The sequence below is a fragment of the Streptococcus sp. SN3 genome (assembly GCF_030439905.1).
In genome coordinates this window covers 170,906-186,871 of record NZ_JAQFJF010000003.1, presented here as the reverse complement: position 1 = coordinate 186,871, position 15,966 = coordinate 170,906, and the positions used below count along the sequence as shown (strand labels likewise).

General features: G+C 37.9%; 19 protein-coding genes. 17 read left to right on the top strand and 2 right to left on the bottom strand.

Annotated features, from left to right (window positions below; all coding sequences use genetic code 11):
* The first annotated feature begins 78 nt into the window (after positions 1 to 78).
* The 5 genes from PCY71_RS07725 to PCY71_RS07705 all read left to right on the top strand — a co-directional run bounded on the left by PCY71_RS07725 (position 79) and on the right by PCY71_RS07705 (position 2,441).
* On the top strand, positions 79 to 342 hold the full coding sequence (locus PCY71_RS07725) for a type II toxin-antitoxin system RelB/DinJ family antitoxin (protein WP_002905395.1): 264 nt from the start codon (positions 79 to 81) through the stop codon (positions 340 to 342).
* On the top strand, positions 335 to 613 hold the full coding sequence (locus PCY71_RS07720; RefSeq protein WP_002926081.1) for a type II toxin-antitoxin system YafQ family toxin: 279 nt from the start codon (positions 335 to 337) through the stop codon (positions 611 to 613). Before PCY71_RS07725 ends, PCY71_RS07720 begins: the two co-directional genes overlap by 8 nt.
* Positions 614 to 700: 87 nt before the next feature.
* Complete coding sequence (locus PCY71_RS07715) at positions 701 to 853, top strand: hypothetical protein (protein ID WP_002893811.1); 153 nt, start codon at positions 701 to 703, stop codon at positions 851 to 853.
* A gap of 21 nt (positions 854 to 874) precedes the next feature.
* Positions 875 to 2,116 carry an aminopeptidase gene (locus PCY71_RS07710; RefSeq protein ID WP_301412497.1) on the top strand — a complete coding sequence of 414 codons (1,242 nt, stop codon included), beginning with the start codon at positions 875 to 877 and terminating at the stop codon, positions 2,114 to 2,116.
* A 94-nt stretch (positions 2,117 to 2,210) separates the two neighbouring features.
* Entirely contained in the window at positions 2,211 to 2,441 is a 231-nt protein-coding gene (locus tag PCY71_RS07705) for a GlsB/YeaQ/YmgE family stress response membrane protein (RefSeq protein ID WP_002893807.1), read from the top strand.
* Positions 2,442 to 2,501: 60 nt separating this feature from the next.
* Here PCY71_RS07705 and def read toward each other — a convergent pair whose 3' ends face one another.
* Positions 2,502 to 3,134: a peptide deformylase gene (gene def, locus PCY71_RS07700; protein WP_032912376.1), complete on the bottom strand. Its 633-nt coding sequence runs from the start codon at positions 3,132 to 3,134 to the stop codon at positions 2,502 to 2,504.
* 194 nt (positions 3,135 to 3,328) lie between these two features.
* Here def and PCY71_RS07695 point away from each other — a divergent pair, with 194 nt between their 5' ends.
* From PCY71_RS07695 to PCY71_RS07675, 5 genes are all read left to right on the top strand, one after another.
* Entirely contained in the window at positions 3,329 to 4,498 is a 1,170-nt protein-coding gene (locus PCY71_RS07695) for an MFS transporter (protein WP_301412496.1), read from the top strand.
* Between the two features lie 11 nt (positions 4,499 to 4,509).
* Entirely contained in the window at positions 4,510 to 5,238 is a 729-nt protein-coding gene (locus tag PCY71_RS07690; RefSeq protein ID WP_301412495.1) for a pseudouridine synthase, read from the top strand.
* A gap of 197 nt (positions 5,239 to 5,435) precedes the next feature.
* The gene (locus tag PCY71_RS07685; RefSeq protein WP_049547647.1) at positions 5,436 to 6,431 is read left to right on the top strand and encodes a hypothetical protein; all 996 of its coding nucleotides are present in this window, start codon (positions 5,436 to 5,438) and stop codon (positions 6,429 to 6,431) included.
* Positions 6,432 to 6,706: 275 nt separating this feature from the next.
* Positions 6,707 to 6,976, top strand: coding sequence for a 30S ribosomal protein S15 (gene rpsO / locus PCY71_RS07680; RefSeq protein WP_004193424.1), 270 nt, complete (start codon positions 6,707 to 6,709; stop codon positions 6,974 to 6,976).
* A gap of 685 nt (positions 6,977 to 7,661) precedes the next feature.
* Positions 7,662 to 10,055 carry an AAA family ATPase gene (locus PCY71_RS07675; protein WP_049547646.1) on the top strand — a complete coding sequence of 798 codons (2,394 nt, stop codon included), beginning with the start codon at positions 7,662 to 7,664 and terminating at the stop codon, positions 10,053 to 10,055.
* Between the two features lie 332 nt (positions 10,056 to 10,387).
* On the opposite strand, the gene PCY71_RS07670 is transcribed toward PCY71_RS07675, so the two are convergent.
* A complete protein-coding gene (locus PCY71_RS07670) occupies positions 10,388 to 11,314 on the bottom strand; it encodes a S9 family peptidase (RefSeq protein ID WP_111675283.1) in 927 nt (308 codons plus the stop codon).
* Between the two features lie 287 nt (positions 11,315 to 11,601).
* Between PCY71_RS07670 and PCY71_RS07665 the strand changes: the two genes are divergently transcribed.
* From PCY71_RS07665 to PCY71_RS07635, 7 genes are all read left to right on the top strand, one after another.
* The gene (locus PCY71_RS07665; RefSeq protein WP_111675284.1) at positions 11,602 to 12,015 is read left to right on the top strand and encodes a YjdF family protein; all 414 of its coding nucleotides are present in this window, start codon (positions 11,602 to 11,604) and stop codon (positions 12,013 to 12,015) included.
* Between the two features lie 187 nt (positions 12,016 to 12,202).
* Positions 12,203 to 12,424: a DUF4649 family protein gene (locus PCY71_RS07660; RefSeq protein ID WP_002899027.1), complete on the top strand. Its 222-nt coding sequence runs from the start codon at positions 12,203 to 12,205 to the stop codon at positions 12,422 to 12,424.
* Between the two features lie 18 nt (positions 12,425 to 12,442).
* Positions 12,443 to 12,757 (top strand): thioredoxin, encoded by a 315-nt coding sequence (gene trxA, locus PCY71_RS07655; protein ID WP_111675285.1) that lies wholly within the window; start codon positions 12,443 to 12,445, stop codon positions 12,755 to 12,757.
* Between the two features lie 208 nt (positions 12,758 to 12,965).
* Positions 12,966 to 13,325, top strand: a complete 360-nt coding sequence (locus PCY71_RS07650) for a hypothetical protein (protein ID WP_111675286.1) — start codon at positions 12,966 to 12,968, stop codon at positions 13,323 to 13,325.
* Between the two features lie 565 nt (positions 13,326 to 13,890).
* Positions 13,891 to 14,232: a helix-turn-helix domain-containing protein gene (locus tag PCY71_RS07645; protein WP_048773967.1), complete on the top strand. Its 342-nt coding sequence runs from the start codon at positions 13,891 to 13,893 to the stop codon at positions 14,230 to 14,232.
* A 62-nt stretch (positions 14,233 to 14,294) separates the two neighbouring features.
* Positions 14,295 to 14,939 carry a hypothetical protein gene (locus PCY71_RS07640; protein WP_048773968.1) on the top strand — a complete coding sequence of 215 codons (645 nt, stop codon included), beginning with the start codon at positions 14,295 to 14,297 and terminating at the stop codon, positions 14,937 to 14,939.
* Positions 14,932 to 15,966, top strand: coding sequence for a hypothetical protein (locus PCY71_RS07635; RefSeq protein WP_048773971.1), 1,035 nt, complete (start codon positions 14,932 to 14,934; stop codon positions 15,964 to 15,966). The genes PCY71_RS07640 and PCY71_RS07635 overlap by 8 nt, the downstream gene beginning before the upstream one ends.

Genomic DNA, 15,966 nt, shown 5'->3' with positions numbered 1-15,966 from the left:
AAGAAGCCATTGTATATCTAATAGATTTACAATGGCTTTCTTTTTTGTTAAAATAGTCTATAGAAAGAAGGTGAGAGTATGTCAAAGACTAGTATGAGTATCCGCTTGGACAGTGAGGTCAAGGAGCAGGCTCAACAGGTTTTCAACAGCTTGGGAATGGATATGACAACGGCTATCAATATTTTTCTTCGTCAGGCTATTCAGTACCAAGGGCTACCCTTTGATGTCAGACTGGATGAAAGTAGGAAGCTAATGGAAGTATTGGCAGATTTAGAGCAAAATCGGAATATGAGTCAGTCTTTTGGGAGTGTCTCAGACTTAATGGAGGATTTGCGTGCTTAAGATTCGGTATCATAAACAGTTTAAAAAAGATTTTAAGTTGGCTATGAAGCGTGGACTTAAGGCAGAATTGTTAGAAGAAGTCTTGGAGTTTTTGATTCAAGAAAAAGAACTTCCTGCTAAATATCGAGATCATCAACTGACAGCATCCAAGCACTTTAAAGGAGTGCGAGAATGCCATGTCCAGCCAGATTGGCTCTTGGTTTATAAAGTGGATAAGGAAGAATTGATTTTAAACTTGCTTAGGACAGGCAGTCATAGTGATTTGTTTTAATCTATTAAAAGATAATTGAGGATTCTGAAGACGCCAGTACAAGTAGGAGTTTATACCTTAGAATTATGATTTAGAAAGGACTATCTCATGAAACTTAGAATAAATGCTGAAGATAAGCCAGCGCAAAAAGTTTTTGATTACCAGCTGGATCTTGACCCAGATACGATTTTGAAAATGACTGCCTTGATTTGCGGCACAGTGGCAGCGGTTAGCCTACTGTCCCTGTTTAAAGAGAAATAACAAAAGAAAAGGAGAAGCAGAATGGTTCTGCCAAATTTTAAAGAAAACTTAGAAAAATACGCTAAACTATTGGTTGCCAATGGTATTAATGTGCAGCCGGGTCACACGGTGGCGCTCAATATTGATGTGGAGCAGCGTGAGTTGGCTCACTTGATTGTCAAGGAGGCCTATGCTCTGGGGGCTCACGAAGTCATTGTCCAGTGGGCGGATGATTTGAGTACGCTGGAGAAATTCCTCCATGCGCCGATGGAGCGCTTGGACAATGTTCCAGACTATAAGGTGGCTGAGATGAACTATCTTCTTGAGAAGAAAGCCAGCCGCTTGGGCGTTCGTTCATCTGACCCAGGAGCTTTAAATGGCGTGGATGCTGAGAAATTATCGGCTTCTGCTAAGGCTATGGGGATAGCCATGAAGCCGATGCGGATTGCAACCCAATCCAATAAAGTCAGCTGGACAGTCGCTGCAGCAGCCGGTACAGAGTGGGCTAAGAAGGTCTTTCCAAACGCAGCCAGTGATGAGGAAGCGGTAGACTTGCTTTGGGATCAGATTTTCAAAACCTGCCGTGTCTATGAGAATGATCCAGTAGCCGCTTGGCAGGCGCATGAAGAAAAACTCAGCTCAAAAGCTAAGGTTTTAAACGAGGAGCAATTCACAGCTCTGCACTACACAGCTCCTGGAACTGACTTGACATTGGGCTTGCCCAAGAACCATCACTGGGAGTCAGCTGGCAGTCTAAATGCTCAGGGCGAGTATTTCATTGCCAACATGCCGACAGAAGAGGTCTTTACAGCACCGGACTTTCGCCGGGCAGAAGGTTATGTGACTAGCACCAAGCCTCTCAGCTACAATGGCAACATCATCGAAGGCATCAAGGTGACCTTCAAGGATGGCCAGATTGTGGATATTACTGCTGAAAAGGGCGATCAAGTTATGAAGGATCTTGTCTTTGAAAATGCTGGTGCGCGTGCTTTAGGTGAGTGTGCCTTGGTACCAGATCCAAGTCCGATTTCTCAGTCAGGCATTACTTTCTTCAATACTCTCTTTGATGAAAATGCTTCTAACCACTTGGCTATCGGTGCAGCCTATGCGACTAGTGTGGTCGGTGGAGAGAATTTCTCTGAAGAAGAGCTTGAAGCAGCGGGTCTCAACCGCTCGGATGTCCATGTGGACTTTATGATTGGCTCTGGTCAGATGGATATTGACGGTATCCGAGAAGACGGCAGCCGTGTAGCAATCTTTAGAAATGGAGACTGGGCAATCTAAGATTTCGAGTTGCCTTAAATGGCGCATTCCATAATGATAGCTTCCACTTGCTTCTTTAGAAGCCTTGCTAGAAATATAGAAAGAAGGGGAATATATGATTGGTAGTATGTTTGTCGGTTTTATTATCGGCCTTATCGCCGGGGCTATTACCAGCCGTGGGGAGCGCATGGGCTGTATCGGGAAAATCCTTCTGGGTTGGTTTGGTTCCTTGATAGGTCAATTTCTCTTTGGCCATTGGGGACCAATGCTTGCTGATACAGCTATTGTTCCATCAGTGCTAGGAGCAGTTATCCTCTTGGCTATTTTCTGGAGACGGGATAGTTAGATAGAAAAAATACCTAGATATGAACTATCTAGGTATTTTTGATAATGATATGCAAGTTATTTACTCAATCACTAACATGCCGTCTTTGACTGCAAACGGGTCTTTTTCATTGATGCGGTCATAGAACATAATGCCGTTGATATGGTCGATTTCATGCTGAACGACAATGGCGTTATAGCCCTTGAGTTTGATACGATGCTTTTGGCCGTCCTTGTCAAAGTAATCCACGGTGACTCGTGCATGCCGAACCACGTAGCCCGGTACTTCTCGATCGACTGACAGGCAGCCTTCACCGTCAGCTAAGGCAGCATCCTGAACGGAATGGGCCACAATCTTAGGATTGTACATCAGCGTTTGCAGGCTATAAGCTTCCTTAGGCGGATTGCCCTCTTCGTCGTCAGGGTTGGGAACTAAAACAGCGATGATCCGTTTGGAAATATCCAGCTGGGGAGCAGCTAGACCAACACCGCCGCGCAGCCCCATTTTTTCTGCCGTGACTGGGTCCTGGGAATGCTTGAGAAATTGCATCATCTTCTCGCCCAGAATGATTTCTTGGTCTGATAGAGGGAAGCTGACTTCTTCAGCGATAGCGCGCAGGGTCGGATTGCCCTCGCGGATAATGTCCTTCATATCAATTAAATGGGCTGGTTTGGTTAATCGTTCAATAACAGATGTTTTTTCACTCACAGACATGATTCTCTCCTTTTTCTATCCTTCATCATAACATAAAACCTGCAAGAAATAAAGGCGGGAGCGGTTTTGACTGGCTGGGGGTGCCTGCTTTTTGAATGGAGCGACAGCGACCCATAATATTCCTGACAAAGAAATTGCGTCTTGACACAAAAAACTGTATGATAGAGGTAGTGTGAATTTTAAAGGAAAATAGAATGAAAAAATTGATGGAAAAGGTGAGTATCCTCTCGCTTTCTTTGATACTGACAACGGCTTTCTCGATTTCCAGTGCCCAGTCGGCCATGTTTGCTTTTTATAAAGGGATTCCAGAAAGTTGGATAGAACTATTGGTTTCCTTGCCTTCGGCTGGGATTATGCTGATGTTGCTGTTTAATAGAGTCATTGAAAAATACCTGACAGAGCGTCAGATGATTGTCAGCGGACTTCTGGTCTTTTCACTTTGCGGGCTTCTTCCTCTTATTAATCAGTCTTACTGGCTGATGTTTGCCTCTCGGCTTGTCTTTGGGATGGGAATCGGTCTGCTCAATGCCAAGGCTATCTCGATTGTTAGCGAGCGCTATAAGGGACAGGAACGCGTTCGGCTTTTAGGACTGAGGGGATCAGCAGAAGTAGTCGGGACAGCCCTCTTGACTTTTGGAGTCAGTCGACTTCTTCCTCTCGGCTGGCAGGCTGCCTTTCTCGTCTATACCTTCGGTCTGGTGGTTTTAGCGCTTTATCTGCTTTTTGTCCCTTATGACAAGGTCTCTGAAAAGCAGCAAGAACAGTCTGAATTGACTCCTAGGCTAAGCCGGCAGGATTGGCAGCTGAGTCTAGCTTTTGCCTTTGTGGCGGGGGTCATTGTGCTGACTTATATTGCCATCAATGTGCGCGTTCCGAGGATTGTAGAGAAGTCCGGCATGGGGACGGCCCAGACTGCAGGTGTAATTCTTTCCTTGATGCAGTTGATTGGGATTGCAGCGGGTATCAGCTTTGCTAGTTTGACCCATTTTTTTAGAGATAAACTGCTGATGCTTTCTGGTCTGGTTTTTGGACTGACTCAGATTATCATTGGCTTCTCACCTAATCTCTTGTCACTCAGCATGGCTACTATTAGCGCTGGCTTTGTCTACAGTGTCGGTCTGACGACCATTTTTTACACCCTGTCCGAGCGCATTTCCGCCCACCTCCTCAATCAAGCCACTTCTATCGTGATTTTAGGCTGCAGTATCGGAGCAACGGCCACTACATTTGTCCTCAGTTTCATTGGGAGATTCTCTAACGCCCCAGCCTTTATCTTCAGCGTTTTGGGGCTGGCTATGATTCTGACCTCGCTCTTTGTTCTAAGATTTAGCAAAGAAAAGAGCGAACTAGCTCCAAGAATCTAGGAGGTTATACGATGCGTCTGGATAAATTTTTAGCAGAAAATGGTCTGGGCTCACGCGCTCAGGTCAAGCAGCTCCTAAAGAAAGGGCTGGTTTTGGTCAATGGCAGAGCAGAGAAATCACCTAAGACCCAGATTGATGAGACAGCAGATGAGATTATTGTTTCTGGCCAAAGGCTGACCTATGAAAAATTCGTTTACTACCTTCTCAACAAGCCGCAGGGAGTTATTTCGGCTACAGAGGATGACCATCATAAGACAGTTCTGGACTTGCTGGACGAGACTGCCCGTCAGAAGGAAGTCTTTCCTGTCGGCCGTTTGGATATTGATACCCACGGCCTTCTCCTTCTGACCAATAATGGCAAGCTAGCCCATGCCATGCTGTCACCCAAAAAGCACGTCGAAAAAATCTACCGAGCTCAAGTGGCAGGCCTGATGAACCAAGCAGATGAGGAGCGCTTTGCTGCAGGAATAGAACTGAAAGACTTCACCTGCCAGCCAGCTCAGCTCAAGATTGTAGAGCTGGATGAAGCAAAAGAGACTTCTCTTGTAGAAATTACCTTAGCTGAGGGCAAGTTCCACCAGGTCAAGCGTATGGTGGCTTCCTGCGGAAAAGAAGTTACGGATCTTCAGCGCCTTACGATGGGGCTCCTACAGTTGGATTCCGCACTAGCTCTTGGAGAATGGCGGAGATTGACCGAGGAAGAAATGCTTTCTTTAGAAATCTTTGGGGTTGAATTGTAAATAACTTAGTAGTTCACAGCTAATTTTTTACATCTCACATAGTTGTAATCTATCAAATGCTAGCCCAAGTCACAAATTTTTTCACTAGTGAATGTTTTTCTGGTTAATATATATGGTATAATAAATTTCAAGATAGTAAATAGTTAGTTTGCTAGCAATGAGAATTCACGGTTAAAATCATTATAGAGGAGGATGTTATGAATCAGAATGAGTGGGTTGCGCAGTTTGAAGCTACTTATCATCGAAAACCAACAGCTCAAGAGTTTCAAGCGGCAAAGACAAGTGGGCAGTTTGTAACTCAAGAAATTCCTAAAGCAACAAGAATGTTTCAAGCTAAGAACAAGCGCCGTAACCTTATAGTGGGGATTTCAATCGCTGTTACAGTCTTAGGAATTTTGGTGTTTGTACTATTTGGAATGGGACCGAAGATTTCGGATCTTGATGGCGTATGGATTAATCCAGCTGACTCTATTTCTTTTGTTTATGAACTGAATGATAAGAAAAAGCTATTTAATGGTAAAAAAGATATTGAAAAATTAGCTGAAGGAGACAAAGCTAAGGCTGATTTTGAAAAATTTATTAAGGCAGAAAACGATCCAAAAATTAAGACCTTAGCTGATTTTGATAAGCATTTCAAACTGAATACCAAGGCTATCTTTTCTGCTTATATTGACGAAAACAAGATTTACCACCTTTTGCAAAATGATGGCAGTATGATTATTTATGATAGTCGTTCAGGTATCAATAGTTCAAATGACTCACAGTATATCAAACGTCTTCGATTTTATAAAGTTCAGTATCCTAAGGCATTTGTTGGTGAGTGGAAAATTCGTTATAAAAATAGTGAAAATTCAAAGAACATAAGTATTTCTGATGTTGGAATTGTAAATATAGAATCCGATCGTGATGAAGAATATAATTCTAGTGATTCGAGTAGATTGGGGCTCTATCCCTTTGTAGATTATACGAAATTGATTGCTGATAATCCTGAAGAGAAACTGAGTGAAAAAGAAGTCGGGGAAAAGATTGCCATGATTAAAGAATCAGTCGGAGAGGAAGGCTATCAAGTCAAAAGTAATAAGGATATCTACATTGAAATCAATTCTAATAATTATTTCGTAGTAGTTCAAAATGGTAAGGAAATACTTATTCTTGATACTGGCGGTACAATCAGAGCAAGTTTAGAAAGATAGATGAACTAAAGTTTTTTAACCAGTCCTAGGAGGCTGGTTTTTTATGACTATCCTGAGCAGATTATCTTTTTATTTGCTTGCTGGGGAATAGCTGCTTATGCTTGGCTATCTCGAAAAAATTACAATTTAGATGGGAAGAAGATGGAGTAGAATCATTTGACAAAGGTAGACCTTCTTGGTAGAATAAGTATGTCGTAAAGACAAATAACTTCTTCTTGGTTGCAGGCCATGCCAAACCTGTCACTCGGATGAAGCGTAAAGAAAAGGAGTATATCATGGCAATCTCAAAAGAGAAAAAAAATGAAATCATTGCACAATACGCACGTCACGAAGGTGACACTGGTTCAGTAGAGGTACAAGTTGCTGTCCTTACTTGGGAAATCAACCACCTCAACGACCACATCAAACAACATAAAAAAGACCACGCTACTTACCGTGGCTTGATGAAGAAAATCGGTCGCCGTCGTAACCTCTTGGCTTACCTTCGTAAGAATGACGTTAACCGTTACCGTGAGTTGATCAACTCTCTTGGACTTCGTCGTTAATCATGATGCTAAGGGCGCCAAAAATCCGTATGAAAATAGGGAAACGACACCGTGTTAGATGAACACAAGGAGTTTCATCTTTTTCACTAGGATTTTAGCCCGAGCTCAAAATAGCTCTCGGACTTCAGGGGGCTTTTTTGTTTTGTCAACTTTTTAGGACTTCGTCGTTAATCTGCTTTATTTTCCACTTACATTGCCTTGTCACCTTACCTAGATATACTCAAGTATTATCTTCGGTTACGGTTCCTAGCACTGTAAGGTAAAATAAACCAAATCTTCTCCCTTAGTCGAGCTGACACCTAGCAGTTCAGTTATTAGGGTTAATAGTAGCGAGTCAGTTCATCTGACTCGCTTTTTCGTTATTTAGTTTTCCGATGAAATTGTAATAAATGTCTATCTGAATAATTTAGTTGCGTTTCATGCCAATCGGCTTGTGAATCATTTTCTGTCAAGTCAGAAATGAAACTCCTGTCGGAATGAGTTAGACTGACAAATCTAGACTAAGTTTTGACGTATTTCATGTGATAGATTAGGCTTAAAAATCTCATTTTACGGAGTTGAAAGAAGTTGCTTCATCGACACGATTCGAAGCGCGATTGGAACAATTCTCATTTATAAAGTAATTTAAGTATGCATCTTGTTTTATGCTATCTCTATATGATATAATGAAAAAGAGGTATAAACTATGTCAGATTTAGAAATTAAAAAAATTGATATCAAAGATTTTGGTTGCTATAAAGACTATAAACAGCATAGTCAGTCAGGTATCGGTAATGATTTTAATGATGGAAGAATTAATATTTTTTACGGTAGAAACTATTCCGGAAAAAGTACTTATTCGAAAATTTTTCAAAGTATTGAACTTAAGCAACTTCCAGAAAAGTACGGAGATATAGATTTTGAAATCAAATTAGCTAACCAGATATTTATCAAATCAAATGAAATAGCGACTCATGCGTTACCTATAGATTGTAAGGTTTTTAATCAGCGATTTATTGACGATAATATTTATCTTCACAATGACAATAAATTAAATAGTTTCCAAATTTCGATAGGTAGTGATACTAATGAAACCTTGAAGAAAATCGAAAATATACGATTAAACGAACTTAAACCTAGAAATGAAAAATTGTCACAGATTGAATCGGATATAGCTGAAAAGCAACAAAAGACTAAAATCAGTAAAGATAGTTTAGATTCAAAACTGAGAACAACTGCTTCAAAAATCAAGAATTTAAAGAATCCCTCGGTCGTAGTTGGTAATAAATATGATATACGAGATATAAAGAAGGAGTTTGAAAAATATTCAGCTCATTTTCCTATTTTACCATTACAAGATGATGAGAAGGCTGTGGCTGAGTTAGAAAAGAATGTTGAACAAGCCAAAATACGAATTCTCGAAAAAAACATAAATAAACCACAAAAAATAGATTTAGTTAGTTTTGACAAAGAATTTAATTTCACATCATTTTTAGAAAAAACGAAGGAACTTTTATCTAAAGTTGTCTCAGTAAGTAATATTTTAGATGAATATAAAGATAGTCCAGATAAAATAAATTGGATTAAGCATGGTGTTGATATTCATGGAGAAAATCCAGAAAAATGTATATTTTGTGGTAACAGCATTGATAGTGACCTCATTAAAAATCTAAAGTTGGCTTTTTCTGATGAGCTAAGCTCTTTGGAAAACAAATTAGCAGTGCAAAATGATACGATAAAATCAGAAATCCAAAAATTAGATTCTATTCCAAATATTAATAAAGAAGACTATTTTAATGATTCTGTATCCGATATTCAAAATATAAACAAAGATATTAAAATTACTATTAATAATAGAAAAAGAGTTCTAGAAACGCTAAAATCAAAAATTTTAGAAAAACAACGAGATATTTTTTCTAAAATTGAAATTAATGATTTAAATTGGCTTGATTTTCCCGAAATTCAAGTTAAGATTGACTCGCTATATGATGATACTGTTGAGCAGATAGAACAATTTGAGGATAGGAAAACTAAAAGTATAGATTTTCTTCGAAGATATTATATTGTAAAAGAATTCCCTATATCTGAGTTCACTAAACTATCTCAAGAAGTTGACCAACTCCAAGATGATATGGAAAAAATAAGTTTGGAACAGAAAATATTAAACGAAGAAAAAGAAAAATTTGAGCAAGATATTATTGAACTTGAAGGTAGTTTAAAGTCAGAATCTGAAGCAGCAAAACGTATAAATATGATACTTCAAAATTCTTTAGCACATTCAGAGATGTCCCTAAAATCGGTCGATGATGAGGAAGGTATATATTTCGAAGTTTCTCGTAATGAAGAAAGAGCATATAATCTAAGTGAGGGGGAAAAATCATTAATAGCCTTTGCTTATTATATTACAAGATTAGAAAGTTTGTCGACAGAAGAAAAGTCAAAAACAATCTTATTTATTGATGACCCTGTCTCTAGTCTGGATGAAAATAACATTTTTTATATTTACAACCTAATTTTTTGTCTTCTGGAAAAGAAAGAATTTTTACAATACTTCTTATCCACTCATAATCTAGATTTCTTGAAATATACAAATAGATTTTCTAATAAAAAAGATTATTACTTAATAGAAAAGATAAAAGAAGCTGAAAATATCCCGTCAAAAAGTTATATAAAAAAATTGCCTAATCATTTATCAAATAAAGTCACAGAATTTGTATTCCTGTTTGAACAAATATATAGAGTGGCGACGGAAGATGAAGACGAAAATAATTTTTCTGTTTTTTATAATTTTCCAAACAACGGTAGAAAATTTATTGAAACTCTTTTGTACTTTAAATATCCTGATTATAAAACAAATAATGGTAATAAAATTATTAATTATTTCGGAAGTGAGAATGCTCCATTTATACAACGTATAAATAATGAGTACTCTCATGGAGAAGATAGGTTTGATAGAACTCGCAATCCAATTAATACAAGCGAGTTTAAGCATGATGCTAGAATAATATTAGGCGCCTTATATCAAAATGATCCAGAACAATTTAAATCATTTCTCAATAATAGTAATTTAACTCTCCCAGATTTTCTGGAAGATAGATAAAAATAAAATAAGGACATTTCATTAAAGAGAGGTCCTTATTTCTATACTGCTGAGTGTCATGCTCCCTTAGGGGAGATTTTTTATTTTTCAAGAGAATTTTAGTACAATCTTCGGCTCGTCGCCTTGTCTAGAAACATTTTATCCTGCAAGAATGGAGCACTCTTATTTGTAGAGTGCTTTTTCTTTTTCACTGGGATCTTAGTCCGAGCACAAATCACCCCCTCTGGATTCAGAGGGCTTTTCCTTAGTCTTGCTTCTAACTCAGTCAGACTCTTTTTGTGGTCCAAAAAAGCCCTTCTATTATTTTAGAAGAACTTTTTCTATCAGCAAATTTACTCTTTCAAGAATTTTTGGATTGCAGGAGCGGCAGTGATAGCAAATCTTTCGTCAATGCGATGTTCCCCACCTTCTACTGTGACCAGCTCTGCATTTGGAATGGTCTGACTTGCTTCGACAGCATACTGATAGGGCACGACTGCGTCATCGGTACCATGGATAATAAGGGTCGGAGCTGTGATTTTGGTCTGTTCGGCTTGGATGTCAATGTCTAAGGCATCGATTAGATAAATCTTGCCCAGAGTAGTATTGTGGTGTGTCAGGCTATCAGGAAGTTGGTCGAAGTCAGGACTCCCTAGCTCACGATAGGTCTCTTTGGCATCATCGAAAAGAACGAAAGCTGGAAAGATAAGCAGGAGTTTGTGTACGCGGTCTGGATAAGCAGCAGTATAGAGACTGGCAACGACACCGCCTTGGCTAGCACCGAATAAGCTCATTTTGCTTTTATCTACAAAGGTCTCGGAACTCAGCTTTTCCATGACTTGAGTCAAGTCTGTGAGTTCGGTCTTGACCGACATATTCAGCATATCCTGTCCACCGCTTTTCGATTGGCGGCTGCCGCCGTAGAAATCAAAGCTGTAAACCAGATAACCTTGCTTTGCCAGCAGCTGACTGTACATTTCATATTGCTCAAGGGTATTGTTCAATCCATGTGCGATAACAATAGTCGGCAATTTTTTACTCTTGTAGTCAGAAGGAGCAGTAATCTTTCCGTAGAGCTGCTTGTCAGCGTATGAAACGCTGTATTCCTCGGACACAATGTCCTCTGTCGGAGTCGGTTGATTTTCGCTTTTCTCACTAGAAGCTGTTTGTGTGGTTTCTAGCTTAGGAGGAGTAGAGTTCAGTTTGGTCTGGGAGTGCCAGAAGAACAGAGCCAGTCCTGTCAAGATCAAGACTGCTAAGAAAGTCCAAATATACTTCATAGTTCTCTCCTTTCAGTATTTGTAGTATTATAGCGGAAATGAATGTATTTTACAAGAAGAGAGCTTTCTTGTTTTTTGATTTTTCTGCCTTTCATACAAGAAAATCCAATTCACTTATCTAAGCGAGATTCTGATAATCTTGAATTTTTTAGAAAATCTTGCTAGACTATAGCTACTAAGATAAAAACACAGTTCTGGTTGGTAGTCCAGACGCAAAAACCATTTTTTGTCAGTAACCTTCCTCCTTGGTTGTCCATTCTTAGGGATTTTTTAAAGGAGGTGCTGTCATGGATAAGATTTCAATGACGCTGACAGTTTATTTTGAAGAGGGATTTTGGCATGGTCTTTTCGAGCAGGAACATGCTCAATCTTATAGAGTTTGCCGAGTCACCTTTGGTGCAGAGCCTAGCACGCAGGAATTGTTGGATTTTCTAAACCGTTATTATCATCGGTTGCAGTTTAGTCCTAGCATCAGAGTGAAGGAGAGGACTAAGTCGGTCAGTCCTAAACGCCTGCAGAGACAGGCTAAAAAAGAGCAGATGGCTTCACGTTCTTCAAAGTCTCAGGAAGCGCTGAGTCTGCAATTAGAAGAGCAAAAGAAAATCGATCGAGTCAAGCGTAAGCAGCAGAAAGAACTGGCTAAGCAAAGGAAATTCGAACTCAAACAGCAAAAACGATTGGAAAAGCACAAGGGGCATTGAGCCTGGTTTTTCTTATTTATATGGGAAAGTCTTCCGTAGGGAGGCTTTTTGTTTGTCAGGCAATCAGTGAGTGGCTTAAAAAGTGAATTGATTTCTCCAAGTCGTTTTATTTGACAGATGTAACAAAAGAGATTACAATATAATCATAAAATAAAAATTACAAGAGTAGTTTTGAAAAGGAGAAGTTATGATTGAAATCACATATTTGGATGCTGTCAAGCAGGAGCGGAAGATGACCTTTGAGTCTTATCAGGAGTTTGAGCAGTCCCAGCAGGCCTGCTTGATTGGAGTGGCAGATTATTACCCAGTTAAAAAACTGACTTATAAAGGTCATGATTTGAACTACCAGGGCACTTATGGGGACGTCTTCTTTTTCCTGATGAAGCAGGATTTGACAAAGTTTGACTAAGAATAAAGGAGAAAAATAATGGTAAAAGTAATCACAGATGCAACATTTGAGCAAGAAACAAAAGATGGATTAGTGCTCATTGACTTTTGGGCCACTTGGTGCGGACCTTGTCGGATGCAGGGGCCAATCCTTGACAAGCTCTCAGAGGAACTTTCTGAAGATGAGCTCAAGATTGTCAAGATGGATGTGGATGAAAATCCAGCTACAGCACGCACTTTTGGCATCATGTCTATCCCGACCTTGCTCTTTAAAAAAGACGGTCAAGTCGTCAAGCAGGTGGCGGGTGTTCATACTGCCCAGCAGATTAAAGCCATTATGGCTGAGTTGGCATAAAGTAAGATGACGGTTATATAGGCCTGTTTTAAAATGAGACTGCTCTTGTTTGGAGCGGTCTTTTTTATTTCGATTATAACAATAATGAGTCAATTTAAAATTTTTGTTTGAAAATGCATATTTTAAGGTATAATAAGTAGAGGTAAATTTTTTCCAACGGGATCGCGCTATAGAGCTGCATTATTTAAAACATAATGGGAATGAGGTGATGATTATTATTGAGTTGCTAAAACATCTTTTATTTGTTTTTATGATTTTTACACCATTTGTTGCCCCAGCAGTTTTGTGTTTTTTTGTAGGGTGGATGATTCCTAGAGAGCAGATCACACAAAAAAGAATCTTATTAGTATTGGCTTTGTTGATCCCTGTTTTGCTTTTAATTTCGTATTTTGCCCCTCAGATATTAGGCCTAGTGTTTTGGAGTCTGATCTGGTTTTTCATCGGGCTGTTGCGAATGAAGAGTTATACTAAATCACAGTACTGGACAAGATGGTTTATATTTATCGCTTGTTTTAGTGCCTATATTTTACTTTATCTCCGCTTTTTTGGGTCTCTTTATTTTTATTAAACTGTTTAAAAAGCTGCTAGAGTTTTCAAGCAGCTTGAGGAGTAGACTATTCCAGATAAAAGTAGGATTAGTCAGTTTGAAAAAGGATTATTTGATTGAAAGACCTATCTATCACAGACAAACCTTCCGAGGTGGCAACGTTTAGCAAGTTGCGTTGCGTAAATTACCATTGCTTTCCCATCCAATCATTCGGGTAGTCATCATCATCCCCGTCACGATTTTCTTAAGCCTTTTGGCGAAGCTAGTTCACTTTACTATTTGGAAAAGTGCGAAAGTCCGAAATGAGTGTGAGCCCGCCATGGCAAACATGGTTTTCTATCTCAACTTCAACTACAAACGGACTTGACTTTCTTTTTCAAGCAAGATACAATAAAGGTGCGAAGTTTAGTGTAGTTTGATAATCAGTCCTCTGGTTGTCAGACGCACTTTTTTATTAAGTTATCAATAATCAATGCCAATGTTTCAAACTTGGTGTTAAATTTTAAACTAGAATATAACCATTGGCTATGAATATATAATATAACTATTAGTTATATTTTTCAACGGTTTTTTGAAGGATAGAAAAATGGAATTTACAGAACGCCTGAAAATACTAAGGAAACAAGCAAAACTCACACAAAAAGAGCTGGCTGAGAAAATAGGTATTTCTCAACCAGCTTATGGTGATTGGGAGCGAGGAGTAAAAAAACCAACTCAGGATAATCTAGTCAAGATTACTAAAATCTTCAATGTTTCATTAGATAGCTTGCTGGACAATGAGCTTGAACAAGAAGATGAATTAGCAAACGTAGAATTGCTATTCCGTAAGACCTCTGATGGTCTGACAGAAGAAGAAAAAGCCGTCTTCTGTGAAGAACTCATTGAGTTTATGAAAGAACGGAAGAAGACGTTTGAAGAGAAGGAGTAATAGTGACAAAAAGAAAAATTTTTCGTTATTAAATTTATTATTTTTTTGAATAAGAGGAGTTTATGAAGTATACTGAGCTAGTGAATTATACAATTAACGGTCTTAATGAAGAGAGTTTTGAAAATCTAAAGAAGTCGTTATTAAATAAATATATATTTTTTTCTATAATTGATGATGATGATGTTACTGATGAGATTTTAGCAGAAAAAATTTGTGATTATTTTGAGATATTATTTTCCAAAACGAATGATAATTGGGATAAATTTCTAAAAAATTATTTCAAAGTGATTGATTCTAAAGTTGGTACAAGAATTTCACCAATAACTAAAACCAATCCTGTTCCTTGTAGAGCAAGGCAATATTATGAGCGTGCTAAGAGTAAATTGAAAGACAATAAAGATTTGACTTCAAGTCAGCTCGTTGATTACTATAGAATTATGTTTTGCTTATATAACTCAATTCTTTATAACAACGGTCAAACAATTGAAAATTTTGATTACTCATTAAATAAAATGAATGTAAAAGAAATTCTTTTAGATTTTGGGAATATAACCTATAACAGACAAAATAAATATTTTAAAAAGGTTAAAGATTTTTTTGATGAGGGTGGATTATATACGAGAGAAAAAGGAATGTTGGTACTATCAATAATCATATCAAACAAATTTATGGATAATAGAATCCTTGGGGAATATTTTAATGGCTGACGTATTAAACATTAGTAATTTGGAGCAACTTCAACAATTTGTCAACAAAGATCAAATTATGGAAGTGGTTATCCGTGGGAAGAAAAGTAAATTTGAAACTTTTCAAAAAGTTGCATTCAATAATTTACAACAAAATGAAGTAGCATCATTGGTTCAAAATGCAATAAATATGGTTGGAAATAACAACCAAATATTAACTCAAAACTTAGAATTAATCCAGAAAGTTGCAGCTTTGCAGAACTTAGGATTAGTTATAAATGGTTTAAATCTAGCAGCAACAACAGCAGGTTTTGCTATCATGTATGCAAAGTTAAATAGCCTTAGCAAGGATATAAATCAACAATTTAGAGACTTAGCTAACACTGTAAAGCACGGTCATGAAGTACATTCATCTTTTGAATTTGATAAAGTTTTAGGAGATTATACTGACATGCTAGATTGTCGAAGGAGGCAACAACCATATTCTGAAGAGAAGATGCGGATATTGGTAGATCAAATCTATAACGTACTTAATTTATTAATTGAAATTTTTCAAAGAGGAGTTTCTGTAAGCAATGATAGCTTAATTACTTCAATTTTTTCTTTATTATCTATGCTAACAGTATCGATAAAATTCTTTGATGAGCAGTATTATTTTAATAATAGAGAAGTTTTATCGAGTCAGTCAGCTTGGCATTCTTCACATGATAAATGGATGAGCATATATGACCGGTTAGGTTCATCTTGGTTTACTGAAAAACTCCAAGACTATGGATATTTTGAAACAAATTTAAATGCATTGGAAGTTGACGTATATTATATCGAGCTAATGAATCAGATTATAGAACTACGAAATGAAGTAGTAGATAACCAAGAGTTAATTCAATTAATAGATGATATAGGTATTCTAAAAACTGTACATGAGACTGTTGGTAAGGAAGTTAGCGAAGTAATTGAAAGTGTAGTTACAGAGACACTTTCTGAAATAGATACATCGGAATCGAAGGAAGTGCAAAAAATACTTTTGGAGCAAGCGGCATTATTATAA